The sequence below is a fragment of the Massilia sp. GER05 genome (genome assembly GCF_052056005.1).
GTDB classification, from domain to species: domain Bacteria; phylum Pseudomonadota; class Gammaproteobacteria; order Burkholderiales; family Burkholderiaceae_D; genus Telluria; species Telluria orientalis.
Genome location: NZ_CP178858.1, coordinates 2217116 through 2236197, shown reverse-complemented (window position 1 = coordinate 2236197; position 19082 = coordinate 2217116). Strand labels below are relative to the sequence as shown.

14 protein-coding genes are annotated in these 19082 nt (G+C 65.7%); 8 read left to right on the top strand and 6 right to left on the bottom strand.

Translation table 11 applies throughout. The features are described 5' to 3' along the window. Positions 1-155: 155 nt before the first annotated feature. On the top strand, positions 156-1835 hold the full coding sequence (locus ACL58G_RS09980) for a serine hydrolase (protein WP_440966613.1): 1680 nt from the start codon (positions 156-158) through the stop codon (positions 1833-1835). 22 nt (positions 1836-1857) lie between these two features. On the opposite strand, the gene ACL58G_RS09975 is transcribed toward ACL58G_RS09980, so the two are convergent. Continuing rightward, entirely contained in the window at positions 1858-3249 is a 1392-nt protein-coding gene (locus ACL58G_RS09975; RefSeq protein ID WP_440966611.1) for an amidohydrolase family protein, read from the bottom strand. Positions 3250-3396: 147 nt separating this feature from the next. Here ACL58G_RS09975 and ACL58G_RS09970 point away from each other — a divergent pair, with 147 nt between their 5' ends. From ACL58G_RS09970 to ACL58G_RS09960, 3 genes are all read left to right on the top strand, one after another. Then, entirely contained in the window at positions 3397-4299 is a 903-nt protein-coding gene (locus ACL58G_RS09970; RefSeq protein WP_413382891.1) for a LysR family transcriptional regulator, read from the top strand. 70 nt (positions 4300-4369) lie between these two features. Then, positions 4370-4819 carry a hypothetical protein gene (locus ACL58G_RS09965; RefSeq protein ID WP_413382889.1) on the top strand — a complete coding sequence of 150 codons (450 nt, stop codon included), beginning with the start codon at positions 4370-4372 and terminating at the stop codon, positions 4817-4819. 61 nt (positions 4820-4880) lie between these two features. After that, positions 4881-5870 (top strand): hypothetical protein, encoded by a 990-nt coding sequence (locus tag ACL58G_RS09960; RefSeq protein WP_413382887.1) that lies wholly within the window; start codon positions 4881-4883, stop codon positions 5868-5870. Positions 5871-5903: 33 nt separating this feature from the next. On the opposite strand, the gene ACL58G_RS09955 is transcribed toward ACL58G_RS09960, so the two are convergent. Beyond that, a complete protein-coding gene (locus ACL58G_RS09955; protein WP_440966609.1) occupies positions 5904-6620 on the bottom strand; it encodes an IS1595 family transposase in 717 nt (238 codons plus the stop codon). Between the two features lie 184 nt (positions 6621-6804). Next, complete coding sequence (locus tag ACL58G_RS09950) at positions 6805-7599, bottom strand: AraC family transcriptional regulator (RefSeq protein WP_440966607.1); 795 nt, start codon at positions 7597-7599, stop codon at positions 6805-6807. Positions 7600-7674: 75 nt separating this feature from the next. Here ACL58G_RS09950 and ACL58G_RS09945 point away from each other — a divergent pair, with 75 nt between their 5' ends. Further along, complete coding sequence (locus ACL58G_RS09945; protein ID WP_440966605.1) at positions 7675-8892, top strand: MFS transporter; 1218 nt, start codon at positions 7675-7677, stop codon at positions 8890-8892. 124 nt (positions 8893-9016) lie between these two features. Here ACL58G_RS09945 and glk read toward each other — a convergent pair whose 3' ends face one another. Next, positions 9017-10879: a glucokinase gene (glk, locus tag ACL58G_RS09940; protein WP_413382879.1), complete on the bottom strand. Its 1863-nt coding sequence runs from the start codon at positions 10877-10879 to the stop codon at positions 9017-9019. Beyond that, positions 10879-12507, bottom strand: a complete 1629-nt coding sequence (locus tag ACL58G_RS09935) for an alpha-amylase family glycosyl hydrolase (protein ID WP_440966603.1) — start codon at positions 12505-12507, stop codon at positions 10879-10881. Before ACL58G_RS09935 ends, glk begins: the two co-directional genes overlap by 1 nt. A 198-nt stretch (positions 12508-12705) precedes the next feature. Here ACL58G_RS09935 and ACL58G_RS09930 point away from each other — a divergent pair, with 198 nt between their 5' ends. The 3 genes from ACL58G_RS09930 (at position 12706) to ACL58G_RS09920 (ending at position 18083) form a co-directional block, all read left to right on the top strand. Then, on the top strand, positions 12706-15420 hold the full coding sequence (locus tag ACL58G_RS09930) for an alpha-1,6-glucosidase domain-containing protein (RefSeq protein ID WP_440966602.1): 2715 nt from the start codon (positions 12706-12708) through the stop codon (positions 15418-15420). Positions 15421-15484: 64 nt separating this feature from the next. Further along, complete coding sequence (gene ahr, locus ACL58G_RS09925) at positions 15485-16507, top strand: NADPH-dependent aldehyde reductase Ahr (RefSeq protein WP_413382873.1); 1023 nt, start codon at positions 15485-15487, stop codon at positions 16505-16507. Between the two features lie 85 nt (positions 16508-16592). Beyond that, positions 16593-18083 (top strand): pectinesterase family protein, encoded by a 1491-nt coding sequence (locus ACL58G_RS09920; RefSeq protein ID WP_440966600.1) that lies wholly within the window; start codon positions 16593-16595, stop codon positions 18081-18083. Here the strand turns inward: ACL58G_RS09920 and ACL58G_RS09915 are convergent. After that, positions 18071-19081, bottom strand: coding sequence for an AraC family transcriptional regulator ligand-binding domain-containing protein (locus tag ACL58G_RS09915; protein ID WP_440966598.1), 1011 nt, complete (start codon positions 19079-19081; stop codon positions 18071-18073). The two genes, ACL58G_RS09920 and ACL58G_RS09915, sit on opposite strands and share 13 nt — an antisense overlap. Between the last annotated feature and the right edge of the window lies 1 nt (position 19082).

Genomic DNA, 19082 nt, shown 5'->3' with positions numbered 1-19082 from the left:
GACTGTAGCATTCAATTCCAATGATACGCAATGTTTACTTCCAACCAGTAGCAATCATGAATTCCGCCAATAAGAAAAAATTATTGCCACTCTCGTCCGTTTTTGTTCAGCATCTGCCATACTTCCCTTACCACATTGGCACGGAGGAACGACACGTGAAACGATTTGCACTGCTTGCGGCCTTGCTGGCCGCGCTGCCGCTGACCGGCATCGCCGGCCCCGCCACGTCGCCGGAACGGCAGATCGACGCGCTGTTCGCCCAGTGGAACCGGCCGGCCGTACCCGGCGCCGTGGTCGCAGTGATCCGCGACGGCAAGGTGGTACTGACGAAGCGTTACGGGATGGCCGACATCGAACGCGGCGTGCCGATGTCGCCGTCCGCCGCCTTCTTCATCGGCTCGATGTCCAAGCAGTTCACCGCGCTTGCCATCCACCTGCTGGCACACGACGGCAAGCTGTCGCTCGACGACGACGTTCATAGGTACCTGCCCGACGTGCCGGACTTCGGCAAGAAGATCACCATTCGCCACCTGTTGCACCACACGAGCGGATTGCGCGATTACTTCGACTTGATGGCCATGGCGGGCCTGCGCCCGGGCGACGTGATCGCCGAGGACAAGGCGCTGGCGTTGATCAGGCGCCAGCGCACACTCAACTTCGAACCCGGCCAGGAATGGGACTACTCGAACACCGGCTACGTGCTGCTCGCGCGGATCGTGGAGCACGTGGCCGGCAAACCGTTTCCCGAATTTGCACGCGAACGCATCTTCGTGCCGCTCGGCATGACGCACACGCTGTTCCAGCAGGACTACCGTACCCTCGTGCCCGGCCGTGTCCTGTCGTACGTGCCCGGCGACACCGGGGGCTACCAGTTCGCGCCGGTCAACATCTCGCCGGTCGGCGACGGCGGCGTGTTGACGACGCTGGGCGACCTGGCCCTATGGGATCGCAATTTCTACGACGGACGCGTCGGCGGGATGGACGTGGTCAGGCAAATGCAGGTCACCGGCGTGCTCAATGACGGCAAGCCGATCGGGTACGCCTCCGGCCTGTTTGTCCACAACTACCGCGCCTTGCGGCTCGTCGAGCATGGCGGCACGATCGGCGGCTACAGCACCCAGCTTTGGCGTTTTCCCGACCAGCGTCTGTCGGTCGTGGTGCTCGCCAACACGGCCGACATCGATACGTACCAGACCGTGCGCAGGATCGCCGACATGGCCCTCGACCGCGTACCCGGCGCGGCGCCGGCCGCGCCCGTGGCGCCCGCGAAGACGTTGAAGGAAGTCCAGCTCGACCCAGCGCGGCTGGATGCGCTGGTCGGCTTTTACGCGACGTCGCCGCAATCCGGGATCACCTTCACCAAGGAGAACGGGCGGCTGATGGCGCTCGGCATGGGCTTCCCGAAAATGCCCGTGTTTGCCTATGGCGAGCGCGATTTCTTTGCCAGGGCGACCGATGCCCGCTTCAGCTTCGATCCGCCCGGCAAGGATGGCATCGTCGCGGGCGGCGTCCTGCACTGGGGCCAGCAGGATGTTCCCGCCATGCGCACCGCGCGTCCCATGCCTTCCGCAGCGGAGTTGCAACGGCTCGAAGGCGATTTCTACAGCGACGAGCTGCACGTCCTGTATTCGATCGCCGGCAGGGCCGGCGACCTCGTGCTGACCTATCCGGGCGGCACGGTCACGCTCGGTTTCAACGGCGAACGCGACTATGCCACGGGCTTTGGTACGATCAAGTACCAGTGCAGCGCCGATGGCTGCACCGGGTTCTCGATCAGTACGGAGAGAGCACGCAACGTTCAGTTCAAACGGGTCGCGTTGACCGGGTCACGTTGACCGGGAGATATGAACGCTCCGCTTACGCAAGGTGAATCGGCGCGAACGATTCGGCGAACGGATCTGGTTGATAACCCGCGGCATTGAACAGATGCGTGCACGATTCGTCGATCACCGACCGTAATTTTTCTCGATCAACGCCAAGCACAACGCCACCACGCTTGCGGATACGTCCGCCAACGATGACAGTATCGATATTGCTGCGTTCAGCAGCATGTACGACAGTACCAATGGCATTATTGACTGGATACAAGTTGAGATCATCGGCACGAATCAGTACGACGTCTGCTTGCTTGCCGGGCGTCAAGCTGCCGATACGGTGCCCCAGGCCAGCACATGCGGCGCCGTCGATCGTGGCTGCCTCCAGCAATCGAAAGGCGTTGGTTGGCGCCTCCGCATGGTGGTGACCACCGAGACGCCGGCTTGCGCCAATCACCCGCTGCAAGTAAAAGGCCACGCGCATTTCCATGAACATATCGCCGCTGTACGACGTTTCGTTATCGACGCTTAAGCCCGGCCGAATACCATGATGTAACGCCGCCTGCCATGCATACATGCCATCCTCGATGCCATAGTGGGCATCGGAACGTGGGCATACATTCACGCGCACGCCTGCCTCCCGCAGGATTTTCCAGCCGGCGTCAGGCAGGCAAGTGCAGTGATTGAAGATATTGTCCGGACCGAGCAGGTTTTTCCGATGCAAATCGTCGAGCTCGGCTGCCATGCCGCCCCCAAAAAACTCCGTGACGATCGGAATGCCCAGTTCGCGTGCGACCGCCCATTGATCCGGTTCGAGCTGCGCCATCATCGCCAGCGTTACCAGCCCATCCGGATGGTTCTTGAAATACTTGTCTTGCAGGCGGGCGAGGTTTCCTTGCCAGTGCGCCGTGTCCCATGTACCCGAGACGGGCGCGCCTGCCGCGTGGACTGCGCGAATGCCCGTATCGAGCAGCGCTTCGACCGCTGCGTCGGAGTGCGCCGCAGTGCGACTATTGTGCGAGTTGTCGATGACGGTCGTGATACCCGCATCGATACAGCTCAGTGCTGTGATCATGTTGCCGACATAAATGTCACGTGGCCGGTAATATTTGGCGAAGGAGAAATGCGTAGCGTTGCAATAGTCCTCGAGCGATGCCGCATTCGAGTTTATCCGACGCAGCTGCCCTTCCCACGAATGGCGGTGGGTATCCACCATGCCCGGGATAGCGATCATGTTGGCCGCATCGATCACTTCCGCGCCTTCTGCTTCGAGGTGCAAGCCGACGGCGGCAACGGCACCGTCGACGATGAGGATGTCTCCCTGGGGCAGATTACCGACCTCGCTGTCCATGCTGATGACAGTCGCACCGCGAACCAGGATTCGGGAGGAGGCGGCTGGCAAGGGAGCCAGTATTTGACGGTGTTGATCGGGCATGTCGATGTCTTCCTTCTGTGGTGACGATTCCTTAGTCTAGAGAGAACACGCATGCGGAAAAAGTAGGCACGAGCGTTTTCAGCGTGCAAAAAAGTCGAATAATTCTGAGGTATAGTCCGCTTTTCAAAACGAGGGCCTCGCCGAAACATGGATCGTGTACAAGCAATGCAGGTATTCCTGCGCGTGGTCGAAAGCAGGAGTTTTGTGCGCGCGGCGGAGACCCTCGGCTTACCGGCATCATCGGTCACCAGCATCATCAAGAGGCTCGAAAAACATTTGCAGACACGCCTGCTGAACCGTTCCACGAGAAACCTCAGCCTGACACCGGAAGGTGAGCGGTACTTTTACCGCTGCCGCGAAATACTCGACCTGATCGACGACACGGAATCCAGTCTGCACGGTCCTGCCGAGCGTCCGCAAGGACGACTGCGCGTGGATATGCCGGGCGGTATTGCACATGCCCTGATCCTGCCGCAGCTGGAACAATTCCAGCGGCGGTATCCGGATATCTACCTGATGATCGGCGTAAATGATCGCCAGGTGGACTTGATCCAGGAGGGCGTCGATTGCGTCATCCGTACCGGCAGCCTCAGTGACTCGACGCTGGTCGCCCATCGCTTGGGCGAGCTGCCTTGGATCACCTGCGCGGCGCCATCCTACCTGGATGAAAAGGGTATTCCCGTGGATCTGGAGGATTTGCAGCGACACCAGGCGGTCCACTACTTTTCCAGCACGACGCGACGGGGGAGCGCGCTGCATTTCGTTGAGGACGGGGTCGGCATCGCTGTTCCGGTCCCCGGCACGGTAGCGGTCAACGAGACCGGCCTGTACATCAAGCTGTGCCTCGACGGCCTCGGCTTGATGCAGCTGGCCGAGATTCTGGTGACGGACCATTTGCAAGCAGGAGAATTGGTCGAGGTGCTGGCCGACAGGCGGCCAGCGCCCGTCCCGGTATCACTTCTCTATCCCCATCACCGCTTTCTCTCTCCGGCGATGCGAGCGTTCACGGACTGGACGACCGAGCTGTTCAGCAACGCCGGGCTGAAGTGAAGCCAGGCGTTCCAAGTTGCCGGGCAACACCAGTTGGTTTAGACTGGTTCTTTACCTTTCGATAACCGCCATGTCCGCACGTTCGTTCCGCCTGCTGAGCGCCGCCCTCTTCGCCCTGGCCGCGCTGGCCGCCTGCAAGGGCGAAAAACCGGCGCCGCCGCCGAAGCCGGCCGCCGTCCAGGCGCCGGCCGCGCCCACGCGCACGCGCGACCAGGCGATCGCCGTGCTGATGGCGCTGCCGGAACTCAAGACGTGGTCGGAGCAGATCGAACGGCGCGCGCACGGCGCGGCGCACGGGGCCGTCATCGAGGACGATCCGACCCCGCGCGTCATCGAAGGAAAAAAGTACTATCAGCTGAGCTTCGTGGAAGACCGCAAGCAGAACGTGCACCGCCGCGCCAGCTTCCTCGTGTCGTACGAGGGCGACGACATCCTCGTTGAAGACCTGGACAATGATTCCGTGCAATCGCTGGCCGAATGGCGGCGCAATATCCGCAACGTCGAACTGCAGTCGCGCTGACAGAACAATGGACTGAGTGGACTACTTCGGCTAGGATTTGCATTTTTATTGCAAAAACGGCATGAAAATCCGACTGGCATTCATTCTCTGCCTTGCCGCACTCCTGCAGGGATGCATCCCGATCCCGACCCGCAACACGGACGAGAAGTATTTTTATCTCCCAAATGGGCCATTGCACAGCTATTCGAACGGCGCCGACCTGCAACGCTACTTCGACTGCTACCGCTCCCTCGACGGCGACCAGGAAACCTGTCATGCGCAATACGTGGTCGTCGAACGCGGCTCCAAACCCGACTGGCAACCAATCGTGGTGCACCACGATGCGGTGAATCGACGCTTGAGAGAGGATTTACCGGGCTTCAAACCGGTGTTATCCGCATACAGCGGCACGACCCGGCGCGTAGTAGGACGATGGGAAGAAAACAGAAGTGCGGAGAAGCCCAACGACTTTTTCCCCAACGTGGCATTCATCGATTACGACGCCGCCGCCAACGCAAAACGTGCTCGGCCTGAGCGTCGCGGGGACATGGATTCCATCGACATCTGGTTCCACGAACCCTGGTGCAGGCAGAGGTCGAAGCCGACGCTGCCGATGCTCGTGGTCGAGGACGAGAGTTCTACGTGGATCTTTGTCGACATGGACCCCGCGTGCCAGTCGAGCGCAGCCGACCTGCGCGTTCCGGCCGACATGATGCGCTTCGACCGGCCCGAGCGCTTTGCGGACGTGCTGCACAAGCCCATGAACCTGTTTTACCTGCCCCGGCGCGATACGCATTCCAGCCGGGCCCGCTTCGTCACCAGCGACCCCGTGCGCCTGAAGAACGCACCCGACACCGTGGTCGCCCCCGATCTCGTGCCGATACCGGAAGGGAAGGTCTTCAACCTCGAGTACAACGAATTCAATGACCCGCTCGATGCCATGCCCACTTCGAACTTTCAGTGCAACTATTCGAAAATACAGCTGGTCCAGTGGGTGGTCGGATGGGTCGATACCTACCCGACACTGGATGGATGCCGATCGATCCCCGCGCGGCGCCAGCGCAAAAAATAGGCTGTGTTCGCGATAATTCGGTAACCCGGCCGTTTAGCCGGACTGGGCCGCAGCGCACAGCAACTGCGCCGGCGTCGTCAGGCGACGGTCGTCCAGCACGCGCTGCCATCCAGAGTAATTGATCAGGTAGCGGCTTGCCACGCCACGGAACCGCACCAGCCAGTTCTTGAAACGGCTGTGCCAGCTGTTCACATTCTGGATATGGATGGCGCCGCGCGCCCGTTCGCCGGCCTTCACGTTGACGGCCTCGTGCGTGATGCCGGTCTGGGCCGCAAAGCACTCGTAGGCCGTGGCCCCGTCGCTGATCAGCAGAGTGTCGCCAGGCAGCACGGGCTTCAGGCACTCGTGCAATTGCGCCACCGGCACCGGGCCTCGCCCCGTATGGAAATCCAGCGCTCGGCCGCTGCGATCGCGTGCGACGAGCAGGCAGTCGTGCTCCCCGTCGATGCCGCGCCGTGTTGCCACGCCGCCGCGCTTTCTCGCCGGGCGCGTCAGGCTGCGCGAACCCTTTTGCGACTCGAGGCGGTACGTCTCGTCCGCTTCGACGATGATCGACAGCGTGTTCGGCCGGTCGCGCATCGCGCCTGGCACGAACCGGTGGCGCCACCGGAAGCTGGTCGTCCGGTGCACGTTGACGATGCGCGCCGCGTCGCGCACGGTTCTGGAGTCGAGCACGCATTGCAGATACGGCAGCCAGCATTCCTTCTTGCGCAGCCAACGAGCACGGCCGAACGGAAGATCCCGGGACACGCGCCAACGCGTTCGATAGGGAACCGGCACGCGACGCGAGGTCGTCATCGTTGACCGAACTCAAACCGCCCCCCGGCAACGCGTCTATCGTGGACGCTGCCGCTGACCGTGCAGCGCCACCGTCCACCTCACGTGAACGGTGGCGCCACTCCTCCCCCGGTCGGCGGCGCCCCCCCGTCATCCTTCAAGCCCGCGCCCGCCACTCGGCCAGGTAATGCTGCGGCGTCTTGCCGAGCAGCTTGCGGAACATGCTCGTGAACGCGCTCGGGCTCGCATAGCCGAGTGCCTCCGCGATCCTGCCTACGCTCTCGCCGCGCGCCAGCATTTCGAATGCGTGCGCCAGGTGCACCTGCTGCACCCACTGGCGGTAGTGCAGGCCCGTCTCGCGCGGGAACAGCCGGATCAGCGTGCGCGCGCTGGCGCCCGCGTCGAGCGCATGGTCGTCGAGCCGGCGCTGGCTGGCGGGATGCGCCATGATGTCCGCGCACAGGGCCTGCAACCGGCGGTCGCGCGGCCACGGGACGGCGATCGGTACCGTCTCCATGGCCTCCAGTTCCGACAGGATCAGCCGCGCCAGCGCCTCGCCGCGCCCGCCGGGCGGATAGTCGACGGGCTCCGCCGACAGCGCCAGGATCAGCTCGCGCAGCAGCGGACTCACTTCCAGCACCTTGCACCCGTCGACGAGGCCGCCGGCCGCCTCCTTCTCGATGTACAGCGTCCGCATATTGACCCGGCTGAGCATCGTCAGCTCGTGCACGATGCCGGGCGCGATGAGGAGTGCGCGGCGCGGCGGGATGATCCAAACGCCCAGCGCCGTGCGCACCCGCATCACGCCTTCGCTGGCGTACAGCAGCTGCACCCACGGGTGGCTGTGGGCTTCGACCAGCTCGCCGTGCTGCACTTCGGACGGCACGGCCGTCACGCTGCGCGGCAGCTTGCGGAATTTCTGGCGGTAGCCGGGAGAAGGCGTGATTGTCACTTGGGCGATGATAAATGGAATATGCGCTTAAATTACCGATATTACACTGGACCGCCATTCATCGGAAAAACCACCATGACCACGCCCACTTCGCCTTCCGTCACGGCGTCCGGGCCGGCCAGCGCCGCGCCCGGGACTGTGCTCCAGATCCTGTTTTCGGTCGCCTTCGTGCACCTGCTGAACGATTGCGTGCAGGCCGTGCTGCCGTCGATCTACCCGCTATTGAAAGAGCAGTTCGCGCTCAGCTTCACGCAAGTCGGCCTGATCACGCTGACGTTCCAGTGCACGGCGTCGCTGCTGCAGCCGTGGATCGGCCTGGCCACCGACAAGCGCCCGATCCCGTTCCTGCTGCCGGCCGGGATGTGCGTGACCCTGGCCGGCGTCGCGCTGCTGGCCGTCGCCGGCACGTTTCCGATGCTGCTGCTGGCCGCGGGCATGATCGGCGTCGGCTCGTCGACCTTCCACCCGGAAGCCTCGCGCGTGGCGCGGCTCGCGTCCGGCGGACGCTTCGGCTTCGCGCAGTCGCTGTTCCAGGTCGGCGGCAACCTCGGCTCCGCATTCGGCCCGCTGCTGGCCGCCGCCATCATCGTGGGCCGCGGCCAGGGCCGCATCGCGTGGTTCATGCTGTTCATCCTCGTCGCCGTGATCGTGCTCGTGGGCGTCGCGCGCTGGTACGGCAGCCACCTCAAGACGATCACGCGCAAGGCCGGCGCGCATGCCGGTTCGACGCTGCCGCGCGCGACCGTCATCCGCGCGCTGGCCGTGCTGGCCATGCTCGTGTTCTCGAAATACGTCTACATGGCGAGCCTGTCGAGCTATTACACGTTCTACCTGATCGAGAAATTCCACGTCCCCGTCGGCACCGCGCAACTGTACCTGTTCGTGTTCCTCGCGGCCGTGGCGGCAGGCACGTTCGCGGGCGGCCCGATCGGCGACCGCATCGGCCGCAAGCGCGTGATCTGGGTGTCGATCCTCGGCGCCGCGCCGTTCACGCTGGCGCTGCCGTATGCAGACCTGTTCTGGACCGGCGTGCTGTCGGTGGTGATCGGGCTCGTGATGTCGTCCGCGTTCTCCGCGATCGTCGTGTTCGCGCAGGAGCTCGTGCCGGGCAAGGTCGGTATGATCGCCGGGATCTTCTTTGGACTGATGTTCGGCGTCAGCGGTATCGGCGCCGCGGCCATGGGGCACCTGGCCGATGTGTCCGGGATCGAGACGGTGTATCGGCTGGCGTCGTTCCTGCCCTTGCTGGGGATGCTGGCGGCGTTTTTGCCGAAGATCGAAGCGCGCCGGTGACGCATCGTGGGCACGGGGTGCCCACCCTACGTGTTTGCTGCCGTAGGGTGGGCTCCCCGAGCCCACCAATTACTACGCGTTTGCTGCCGTAGGGTGGGCTCCCCGAGCCCACCAATTACATGCGTTAGCTATCGAGGTGCGAGATCAGCGCCCTGCGCCCTTCCCCTTCGCCTTCCGTCGCCGCCGGCGGCAACGCCCGCGCATGATGGACGTCGACCGAGATCCCGACCGCCATGATGTCGATGAGGAGCAGTTGCAGGATCCGCGAGATCATCGCGAGGAAGTGCGTGCTGTCCTCCGCGTGGTCCACCGCCAGCAGCACGTCCGCGCGGCGCGCGAGCGGCGACTGGCTATTGCAGATCGCGATGACGTCGGCACCCGCCGCGCGCGCCGCCTCGACGGCCGACAGCAGGTCCGGCAGGCGGCCCGAGTTCGAGATCGCGACGACGACGTCGCCCGGTCCCAGCAGCTCGGCCGCCAGCTTGAACAAATGCGAGTCGCCGTACAGCGCGGTCGGGATGCGGAAGCGGAAGAACTTGTGCTGGCCGTCCAGCGCCACCACGCGCGAATTCCCCATCGCGTAGAACTCCACCCGCTTCGCGCGGCTCACCAGTTCGATCGCACGGTCGATGGCGCGCACGTCCAGCTGGTCGCGGAACTGCAGGATCGCCGAGATCGTGTTGTCGATGACCTTCGCGGATAAATCGTGCGTGCTGTCGCTGCCGCGCACCTGGCTGTGGCGCACGGGAATCGACCCCGTCAGGCTGCTCGCGAACTTCAGCTTGAAGTCGGCGAGGCCGAGGAAACCGAGCGAGCGGCAGAAGCGGATCACGGTCGGCTGGCTCACGTCCGCCAGCTTCGCGATGCCGGCGATCGGTTCGTTCAGCACGAGGCGCGGCTGCTCCAGCACGAGGGCCGCCACGCGCTGCTCGGCCGGCGTCAGTTCCGGGCGCAGCTTGTGGATGCGGTCCATCAGCGTGTTGCCGCCGCTGCGGCCGCGCAGGTGTTCGGACAGGATGTTCGCGACACCGTCGAATGCCACGTGCGGCGTCGAGATCACGTACGTCGGGATGTCGGACAGGTAGCTGGAAAAGCGGCCCTTCGCTTCGAAGCGCGTGCGGAACGGCGACGTCCTGAACCACTCGCCAAGGCGCGGCACGATGCCCCCGCCGATGAAGATGCCGCCGAACGCACCCAGGGTCACCGCCAGGTTCGCCGCGGCGCCGCCCAGCATGCCGCAGAAGCATTCCAGCACTTCGAGGCACAGCGGATCATCGTCGTCGAGCGCACCGGCGATGATCTCGGCGGACGTGCGCGCGGGCGCCTCCACTTTGTTACGCTCGGCGAGCGCGCGATGGATGATCTCCATGCCGGGGCCGGAAATCAGGCGCTCGTTCGACACGTGGCTCCATTCGCGCCACGCGGTCTGCAGGATCGCGAACTCGCGCTCGTCGCTGGGTGCGAAGTTGACGTGGCCGCCCTCGCTGCCGAGCGTGACGAAGCCGTCGACGGTCGGAATGCCGCCGGAGACGCCCAGGCCCGTGCCCGGTCCGAGCACGCCCAGCACGGCGCCCGGCACGGGTTTGCCGGGGCCCACCTGCATCAGGTCCGATTCCTTCAGGCCCGGGATCGCCATCGCCAGCGCCGTGAAGTCGTTCACGATCAGCAGCGTGTCCAGCCCGAGTTCGCGGCGCACGGCGTCCGTGGAGAATTCCCACGGCCGGTTCGTCATGCGCACGTAGTCGCCGTCGACGGGATTCGCGAGCGCGAGCGCGCCGTGGTGCAGGCGCGTGTCCGCGTGTTCGGCGAGGTAGAAACGCAGCATCGGGACGATGCCCGAGTAGTCGTCGCACTTCAGCACGCGCACCGAGCGGTACGTGCCGGGTGCGGTCTGCAGCGCGAAGCGCGCGTGCGTCGCGCCGATGTCGGCCAGCAGGCGCGGGCCGTCGGCGAACGCCGTACGTGTATTGTCTGGTTGTTCTTCCATTATGCGATTGTACCGAACCAGCCGCCGTACGGTGGCAGCGTGACGGTCGTGCCGTTCACGTCGCCGGACAGGCCGTGGCCTTCCAGCTTCTTCGCCCCGGCGGCTGCCGGCCAGTCGAACGTCAGCGGCGCATTGGTCACGTTGAACACGGCCAGCACCGACGGGAGGCCTTCCTCGTCGCGGCGCAGCGCCAGCGCCTGTTCCGGCACGTCGAAGAACGCGATGTCGCCGCGCGTCAGTTGCGGCAGGCCGCGGCGCCACTGGATGATGTTGCGCGCGAAGTTCAGCGTCGATTGCGGGTCCTTGTCCTGGCCCTCTTCGGCCAGCGCCACATGCTCCGGCGGCACCGGCAGCCACGGTTTGCCGGTGGTGAAGCCGGCGTTCGGCGTTGCGCTCGTCCACGGCATCGGCGTGCGGCAGCCGTCGCGGCCCTTGAACTCCGGCCAGAACGTGATGCCGTACGGGTCCTGCAGCAGCTCGTAAGGCACGTCCGCTTCCGGCAACGCCAGTTCGTCGCCCTGGTACAGGCACGGCGTGCCTTTCAGCGACAGCTGCAATGCCAGCACAAGTTTGGACAGTGCGGGGGTCCATTCGCCTGCCGACCAGCGCGTGGCGACGCGAATGCTGTCGTGGTTACCGACGGACCACGACGCCCAGCCATCCTTCACCCGCGCATTGAATTCCTCGACCTGGCGGCGGATATGGCGGCTGGAAAACTGGGGCGTGAGCAGGTTGAAGCTGTAGGCCATGTGCAGCTTGTCGCCGCCCGACGTGTAGTCGGCCATCACGGCCAGCGAATCGTCCGCGCCCACTTCGCCGATCGCGACGGCGCCGTATTCGTCCAGCAGCTTGCGCAGCCTTTGCAGGAACGCGATGTTCTCGGGCTGGGTCTTGTCGTGGATGTGCGCCTGCATGCCGTACGGGTTCACGTCCGTGACGGTCGACGTGTCGCGCACGAGGGCCGGCGGATTGCTTTGGAGTGTACGGTCGTGGAAGTGGAAGTTGCAGGCGTCCATGCGCACGCCGTCGACGCCCCGCTCGAGCCAGAAGCGCAGCGAATCCAGGTGCGCCTGCTGCACGGCCGGATTATGGAAGTTCACCTGCGGCTGGTTCACGAGGAAGTTGTGCATGTAGTACTGCTTGCGGCGGCTGTCCCACTGCCACGCCGGGCCGCCGAACACGGACAGCCAGTTGTTGGGCGGGTTGCCGTCCGGGAGAGGATCGGACCACACATACCAGTCGGCCTTCGGATTGTCGCGGCTCGAGCGGCTCTCGACGAACCACGGATGGTTCTCGGCCGTGTGCGCCATCACCTGGTCGATCATGATCTTCAGGCCCAGGCTGTGGGCCTTCGCGACGAGCGCGTCGAAGTCAAGCAGGGTGCCGAACAGCGGGTCGACGTCGCAGTAGTCGGCGATATCGTAGCCGAAGTCCTTCATCGGCGACTTGAAGAACGGCGACAGCCAGACGATGTCCACGCCCAGGCTGGCGATGTAATCCAGCTTGGCGGTGATGCCCGGCAGGTCGCCCACGCCGTCGCCATTCGTATCGAGATAGCTGCGCGGATAAACCTGGTAGATGATGGCTTCGCGCCACCACGGATTCTTGTCGTGCGAGGAAGTGGTCATGTGGTGTCTCTCCAGTAATTTTATGCAATATACAGGATGAAATCCTCCATGACAATCGGCGCAAAAATCGCAATCCATATTAAATCTTCATTTAAATCATTGACTTACAATATTTCTCACAAAAATAATCGCCCCGAATCGGTAGTCAAACTACATCAACAAGTGTTAGCCTGTCGCGTCAACAAAACACCTGCCATCATGACCCGAACGACTCTCCGCGCCGCCGGCGCCCTGCTCTCCTGCCTGGCCGCCACCGGCGCCCACGCCGCCATCGGCCCGGACGCCTGCGACAGCAAAGCCTTCGAGACCGTCCTGCATCCGGCCGCCGCGCAATACGACGCGCGCGCCGTCTGGCTCGACGGCCGGACGATCCAGTGGCCGCGCAGCGCGCCCGCCGGCAACGTCAAGCTGTATCACGCGACGCGCGGCACGATCGCGGCGCCGAAGGGCGAACTGGTGACCGGTGCGGACGGCGCGATCCGTCTCGACCTGTTCTCCGGCCCCGTGCCGCCCGGTTTTACCTACCTGGCCCCGGGCCCGGTGCTGCGGGTGGGCGATGCCGATGCGACCAGGCTGCCCGACCTGCACCGCGGCCAGCTCGTGCTCGTGCGCGAGGATGCGACGGGCCGCGTGCTGGACGCCACGCGCATCCAGGCGGCCGGCGCGCTGGACGATTTGTACGCCGCTGCCGCCGACCTGCCGCGACTGGGCGTGGACGTGGGCAGCGGGCGCACGCGCTTCGCGGTGTGGGCACCGACCGCGCAGCAGGCTGCCGTGTGCGTGTACGACGGCGGCACGGGCGGCGTGCGCGCGGTCTACCAGATGGAATTCGACCGCCGCACGGGCGCATGGCGCGCCGCGCTGCCGGGCGATTTGACCGGCAAGTATTACAAGTACGCGGTCGACGTGCCGGTCGATGCGGGCATCGTGCGCAACCTCGTCACCGATCCGTATTCGATCAGCCTGACGACGGATTCGAAGCGCAGCTACATCGCACGCCTGGACGCGCCGCGCCTGAAGCCGGCCGGCTGGGACACGACACCTGCGCCGCAGACGGTGAAACACCAGACCGACATGGTCGTGTACGAACTGCACGTGCGCGACTTTTCGCGCGACGACGCGAGCGTGCCGGTCGCGCATCGCGGCAAATACCTCGCGTTCACCGATACCGGTTCGGACGGCATGAAGCATCTCGCGGCACTGGCGCGCAGCGGCCTGACGGACATCCACCTGCTGCCCGTGTACGACATCGGCAGCGTGCCCGAGACGGCATGCGCCGTGCCACAACCGGCGGGCACGCCGGACGGCGACACGCAGCAGGCACTGATAAAACGCACGGCGGAGACGGACTGCTTCAACTGGGGCTACGACCCGTTCCACTACAACGCGCCGGAAGGCAGCTACGCGACCGATCCGGCCGACGGCGCCCGTCGCATCGTCGAGTTCCGCCAGATGGTGCAAAGCCTGCACAGGACGGGCCTGCGCGTCGGCATGGACGTCGTCTACAACCACACGTTCATCGCGGGGCAGAACGAGAAATCCGTCCTCGACCGCATCGTGCCCGGCTATTACCACCGCCTGAACGCGCGCGGCGCGATCGAACGCTCGACGTGCTGCGACAACACGGCGACGGAACACCGCATGATGGGCAAGCTGATGATCGATTCCGTCGCGCTGTGGGCGAAGGAATACAGGATCGATTCGTTCCGCTTCGACCTGATGGGCCACCAGCCGCGCGCCGTCATGGAAGACCTGCAGAAAAAAGTCAACGCAGCCGCGGGCCGCGACGTCCAGCTGATCGGCGAAGGCTGGAACTTCGGCGAAGTGGCGGACGGCGCCCGCTTCGTGCAGGCGTCGCAGCTGTCGCTGAACGGCAGCGGCATCGGCACGTTCAACGACCGCCTGCGTGACGCCGTGCGCGGCGGTTCCGCGGGCGATTCGGGCGAGGCGATGTTCGGCCGCCAAGGCTGGATCAACGGCCTCGTCTACGATCCGAACGCACATGCGGGCGCGCGCCCCGCCGCCGACCTGTCGAAAGCCGCGGACCTGGTGCGCGCGGGGCTCGCGGGCTCGCTCCGTTCGTATCCGCTGCACACGTTCGACGACAAGACCGTGCGGCTGGAAGCCATCGACTACAACGGCCAGCCGGCCGGCTATGCGAGCGAGCCGGGCGAGGTCGTGAACTACGTCGAGAACCACGACAACCAGACGCTGTTCGACATCGACGTGTTCAAGCTCCCTGTCTCGACGACGAGCCGGGAACGGGCGCGCGTGCAGGTGCTGGGCATGGCGGTCGACGCCTTCGCGCAGGGCGTCGCGTACTACCACGCGGGCATCGACGTGCTGCGCTCGAAATCGCTGGACCGCAACAGCTTCAATTCGGGCGACTGGTTCAACCGCATCGACTGGACCTACCGCGACAATCACTTCGGCACGGGCCTGCCGCCCGCGGACGACAACGGCCGCGACTGGCCACTGCTGCAGCCCCTGCTGGCCGACGCCGCCATCAAGCCGGCGCCCGCCGACATCGCCTTCACGCGCGACGCGTTCCGCGACCTGCTCGCCATCCGCGCCAGCTCCACGCTGTTCCGGCTGCCGACGGCGGCCGCTATCCGCCAGCGCCTGCGCTTCTTCAACACGGGAAGCAGCCAGATCCCGACGGTGGTCGCCGCGCACCTGGACGGCCGCGGCCTGGCCGGCGCCGGGTTCGCCGGCATCACCTACGTCATCAACGTGGACAAGGTCGGGCACACGGTGGCGGACCCGGAGGCCATCGGCAAGCGCATGCGCTTGCACCCCGTGTTCCTGTCCGAACACGTGGCCGACAAACGGGCCACGCAGGCGACGTTCGATGCCGCGACGGGCGCGTTCTCGGTGCCGCCGCGCACGGCTGTCGTGTTCGTCGAGGAGTGAAGAGCGCGCGCCCGTCGCGCTGCCGGTGCTAGTATTTTTTCGTCCTCAACACGGGAGCACTGGCATGAGCAATATTCGCGCATGGGCCGCCCAGTCCGCCGGCGGCCCTTTGGCACCGTTCGCATATGACCCGGGCCCGCTGGGACCGGAAGACGTGGAAGTCGAGGTCGAGCATTGCGGCGTCTGCCATTCCGACCTCTCCATGCTGGACAACGAGTGGGGCATCACCGCGTACCCGTTCGTGCCCGGCCACGAAGCCATCGGCCGCGTGGCCGCGCTCGGCGCCATCGCCGCGGCCAAGGGCCTCACCATCGGCCAGCGCGTGGGCGTGGGCTGGAACGTGCGCAGCTGCCAGCATTGCGCGGCCTGCCTCCGCGGCGATTTTCACTTGTGCGCCAGCGTGCAGGCGACCATCGTCGGCCACCACGGCGCCTTTGCCGACCGCGTGCGCGCCCACTGGATCTGGACCATCCCGATTCCCGGCGCGCTGGCGGCGCAGAACGCCGGACCGCTGCTGTGCGGCGGCATCACCGTGTTCGCGCCGCTGCTGCAGCTGCACGTGCCGCCGACGGCGCGCGTGGCGGTGTTCGGCATCGGCGGCCTCGGTCACATGGCGCTGATGTTCACCCACGCCTGGGGCTGCGACGTGACGGCGTTCACGTCGTCGCCCAGCAAGGTGCAGGAAGCGCTGAGCTTCGGCGCCCACCACACGGCCTCGAGCCGGTCCGACGCCGACATGCAGCGCCTGGCCGGCAGCTTCGACTTCGTATTCATCACGGCCAACGCGCCGCTCGACTGGGACGCCGTCATTGCCCTGCTCGCGCCCGGCGGCCGCCTGCACTTCCTCGGCGCCGTGCTGCAGCCCGTGCCCGTGCAGGTCATGAGCCTGATCATGGGCCAGCGCGCCATCTCCGCGTCGCCGACGGGCAGCCGCGCCCAGATCGACACGATGCTGCGCTTCGCAACCCACCACCACGTCGCGCCGAAGGTCGAGCACTTCCCGATGCGCCGCGTGAACGAGGCGATGGACCATCTGCGTGCCGGCAAGGCGAGCTACCGGATCGTGCTGGACGCGGATTTCGCCTGACGACGACAGCGCGGCTGGACCGATTGCAACATTGGTCCAGCCGCTCTACAATGGGCCGACGACAGGCTGCCCACCACGGAGACCCATGAAGCTCGCGTTCCTCGCCGTCCTCGCCCTCTGCACCCCGGCCGGTGCCGCGACCCAGTTTCCACCGAACGGCGCCACCGACGTCAATCCGGACACGCATCTGGTACTCCGCTTCGCCAGCCCGCCGACGATCGGCCACGCCGGCAGGATCCGCATCTACGACGCGGCCGACGACAAGCTCGTCGACGAACTGGACCTGGGCATCCCGCCCGGCCCCACCGAACGCGCGCCCGGCCCGTATCCGCCCTACCTCGCCACGACTTACGACTACGGCGGGCCGCGCCGGACCAATGCCGACACGACGCCGGGCACGCCGTCCGCACCGGGCGTCCAGCCTGCCGCGGGCAACTACCAGCTGACGATCATCGGCGGCTTCACGGACGGTTTTCATTTTTATCCCGTGATCGTGCGCGGCAACGCGGCCACGATCACCCCGCACCATAACCTGCTCCGCTACGGGAAGACGTATTACGTACGGATCGACCCGGGCGTGCTGACGGTGGCCGGCGGCAGCTTCAAGGGCGTCGACGACTGGCGCTTCACGACGAAGGCTCGTGCGCCGGCGGCGGATGCGCGCCGCGTGACCGTGGCGGCGGACGGCAGCGGCGATTTCGACACCGTGCAGGGCGCGCTCGACTGGGTACCGGACCGGCACGCCGGCCGCGTCACGATCTTCGTGAAGAACGGCGACTACGAGGAGATCGTCTACGCCCGCAACAAGCACGACGTCACCGTACAAGGCGAGAGCCGCGACGGCGTGCGCATCCATTACGCGAACAACGAGGTGTTCAACCCGCATCCGCCGAACGTCGGCACGAACGAGTTGCCGGGCACGTTCCCGTCGCGGCGCGCGGCGTTCGCGCTCGACCATGTGCGCGGCATGGTGCTGGAGAACCTGACCATCGCGACGACGGCGAACGGCCAGGCGGAAGGCCTGCTGCTCAACGGCGAGCGCACGATCGTGAAGAACGTGACGATCGAAGGCGCGGGCGACGCGCTGCAGACGAACGGCAGCGCGTACTTCGAGAACATCCGCCTGACGGGCACCGGCGACACGATTCTCGGCCGCGGTCCCGCGTACTTCCGCCACTGCGAGATCGCCTCGCGCGGCGCGTTCATGTGGATCCGGAATACGCAGGCGAATCACGGCAACGTGTTCGACCACTGCACGTTCCGTGCGACCGGCGGCGAGACTGTGCTGGCGCGCCTGCCCGACAACAAGGGCCGCAATTATCCGTATGCGGAAGCGGTGCTGCTGGATGCGACCCTGATCGGCATCGCGCCGGAAGGCTGGGGCCCCGTCGACGGCGATGCGTCGCACGTGCGGTTCCTGGAATTCAACAGCCGCGCTGCGGACGGCAAGCCGGTGGACGTCGGCAAGCGGCATCCGGCATCGCGCCGGCTCGACAAGGACCGCGACGCGGACACGATCGCGCACTACCGCGATCCGGCCTGGGTGCTGGGCGGCTGGACGCCTCACTCGCCCTGACGGCTCCCCTTGCGGTAATCGGTCGGACTGCTGCCCGTCCACTGCTTGAAGGCGCGGCAAAAACCGGTGGCGTCGGCGAAGCCCAGGTCGAACGCCAGCGCCGCCACGCCCGTGTTCGAATTGGCGAGCCGGTGGACGGCGATGTCGCGCCGCAGGCCGTCCTTCACCAGCTGGAAGCGCGTGCCCTCTTCCGCGAAGCGCCGGTTGAGCGTGCGCACGGAGACGTGCAGCGCCTGCGCCAGATCCTGGATCGTCACCGGCTGCGCGATGTGCTGCTCGAGATACGCGCGCGTCCTGGCCATCAGGGTGCCGCGCTGGCCCGCGCTGAACGTCCAGTCTTCCGGCGCGCGTTTCAGGAATGCCCACAACTCGTGCTTCTCGCGCCTGAACTGTTCCGCGCAATCCTGGTAGGCGAACTCGATGCCCGTCACGTCCGCATCGAAGCGCACCTCGCCGGGAAACAGGAGCGCATGGTCTTCCGCGTGCCGCGGGCGGGGGAAGCGGAATTCGACGCGGTGCAGGCCGAGCTCCCGGCCGAGCAGCCACGATGCGATCCCGTGGATCAGCTTCATCATCAGCTCGTGGGCCAGCGGCGTGACGGGCGTCCCCGGCGCCCGCTCCACCAGCGCCAGCCGCACCAGGTCGTTCTTCGTCGAGATCTGCAGCCGGTAGTCGTCCAGCAGCAGGTTCCAGAAGCGCACGAGGCGGTTCAGCGCGACCAGCACCGTCGGCGCATCCAGGAGGCTGAGCATCAGGTATTTCAGCGTCCCGCCCCGGATCGGCCGCGACCACAGGCCCAGCATCTCGTCGTCGAGCGTCGCCGCGATCGTCCGGTACAGCGCGACGTATTGCTGGCGCGTGAGCCGCGCGTCGGGCTGGTCGAGCAACGATGGCGGAATGGCGGCGCCGGCGAGCGCCTGGGCCGCGACGGCGGCGCCATGCCGGGTGCGTATCGCGTGCAGCATCCCGTGCAGGAAGTGGGCAGAGAGGGTGATCATC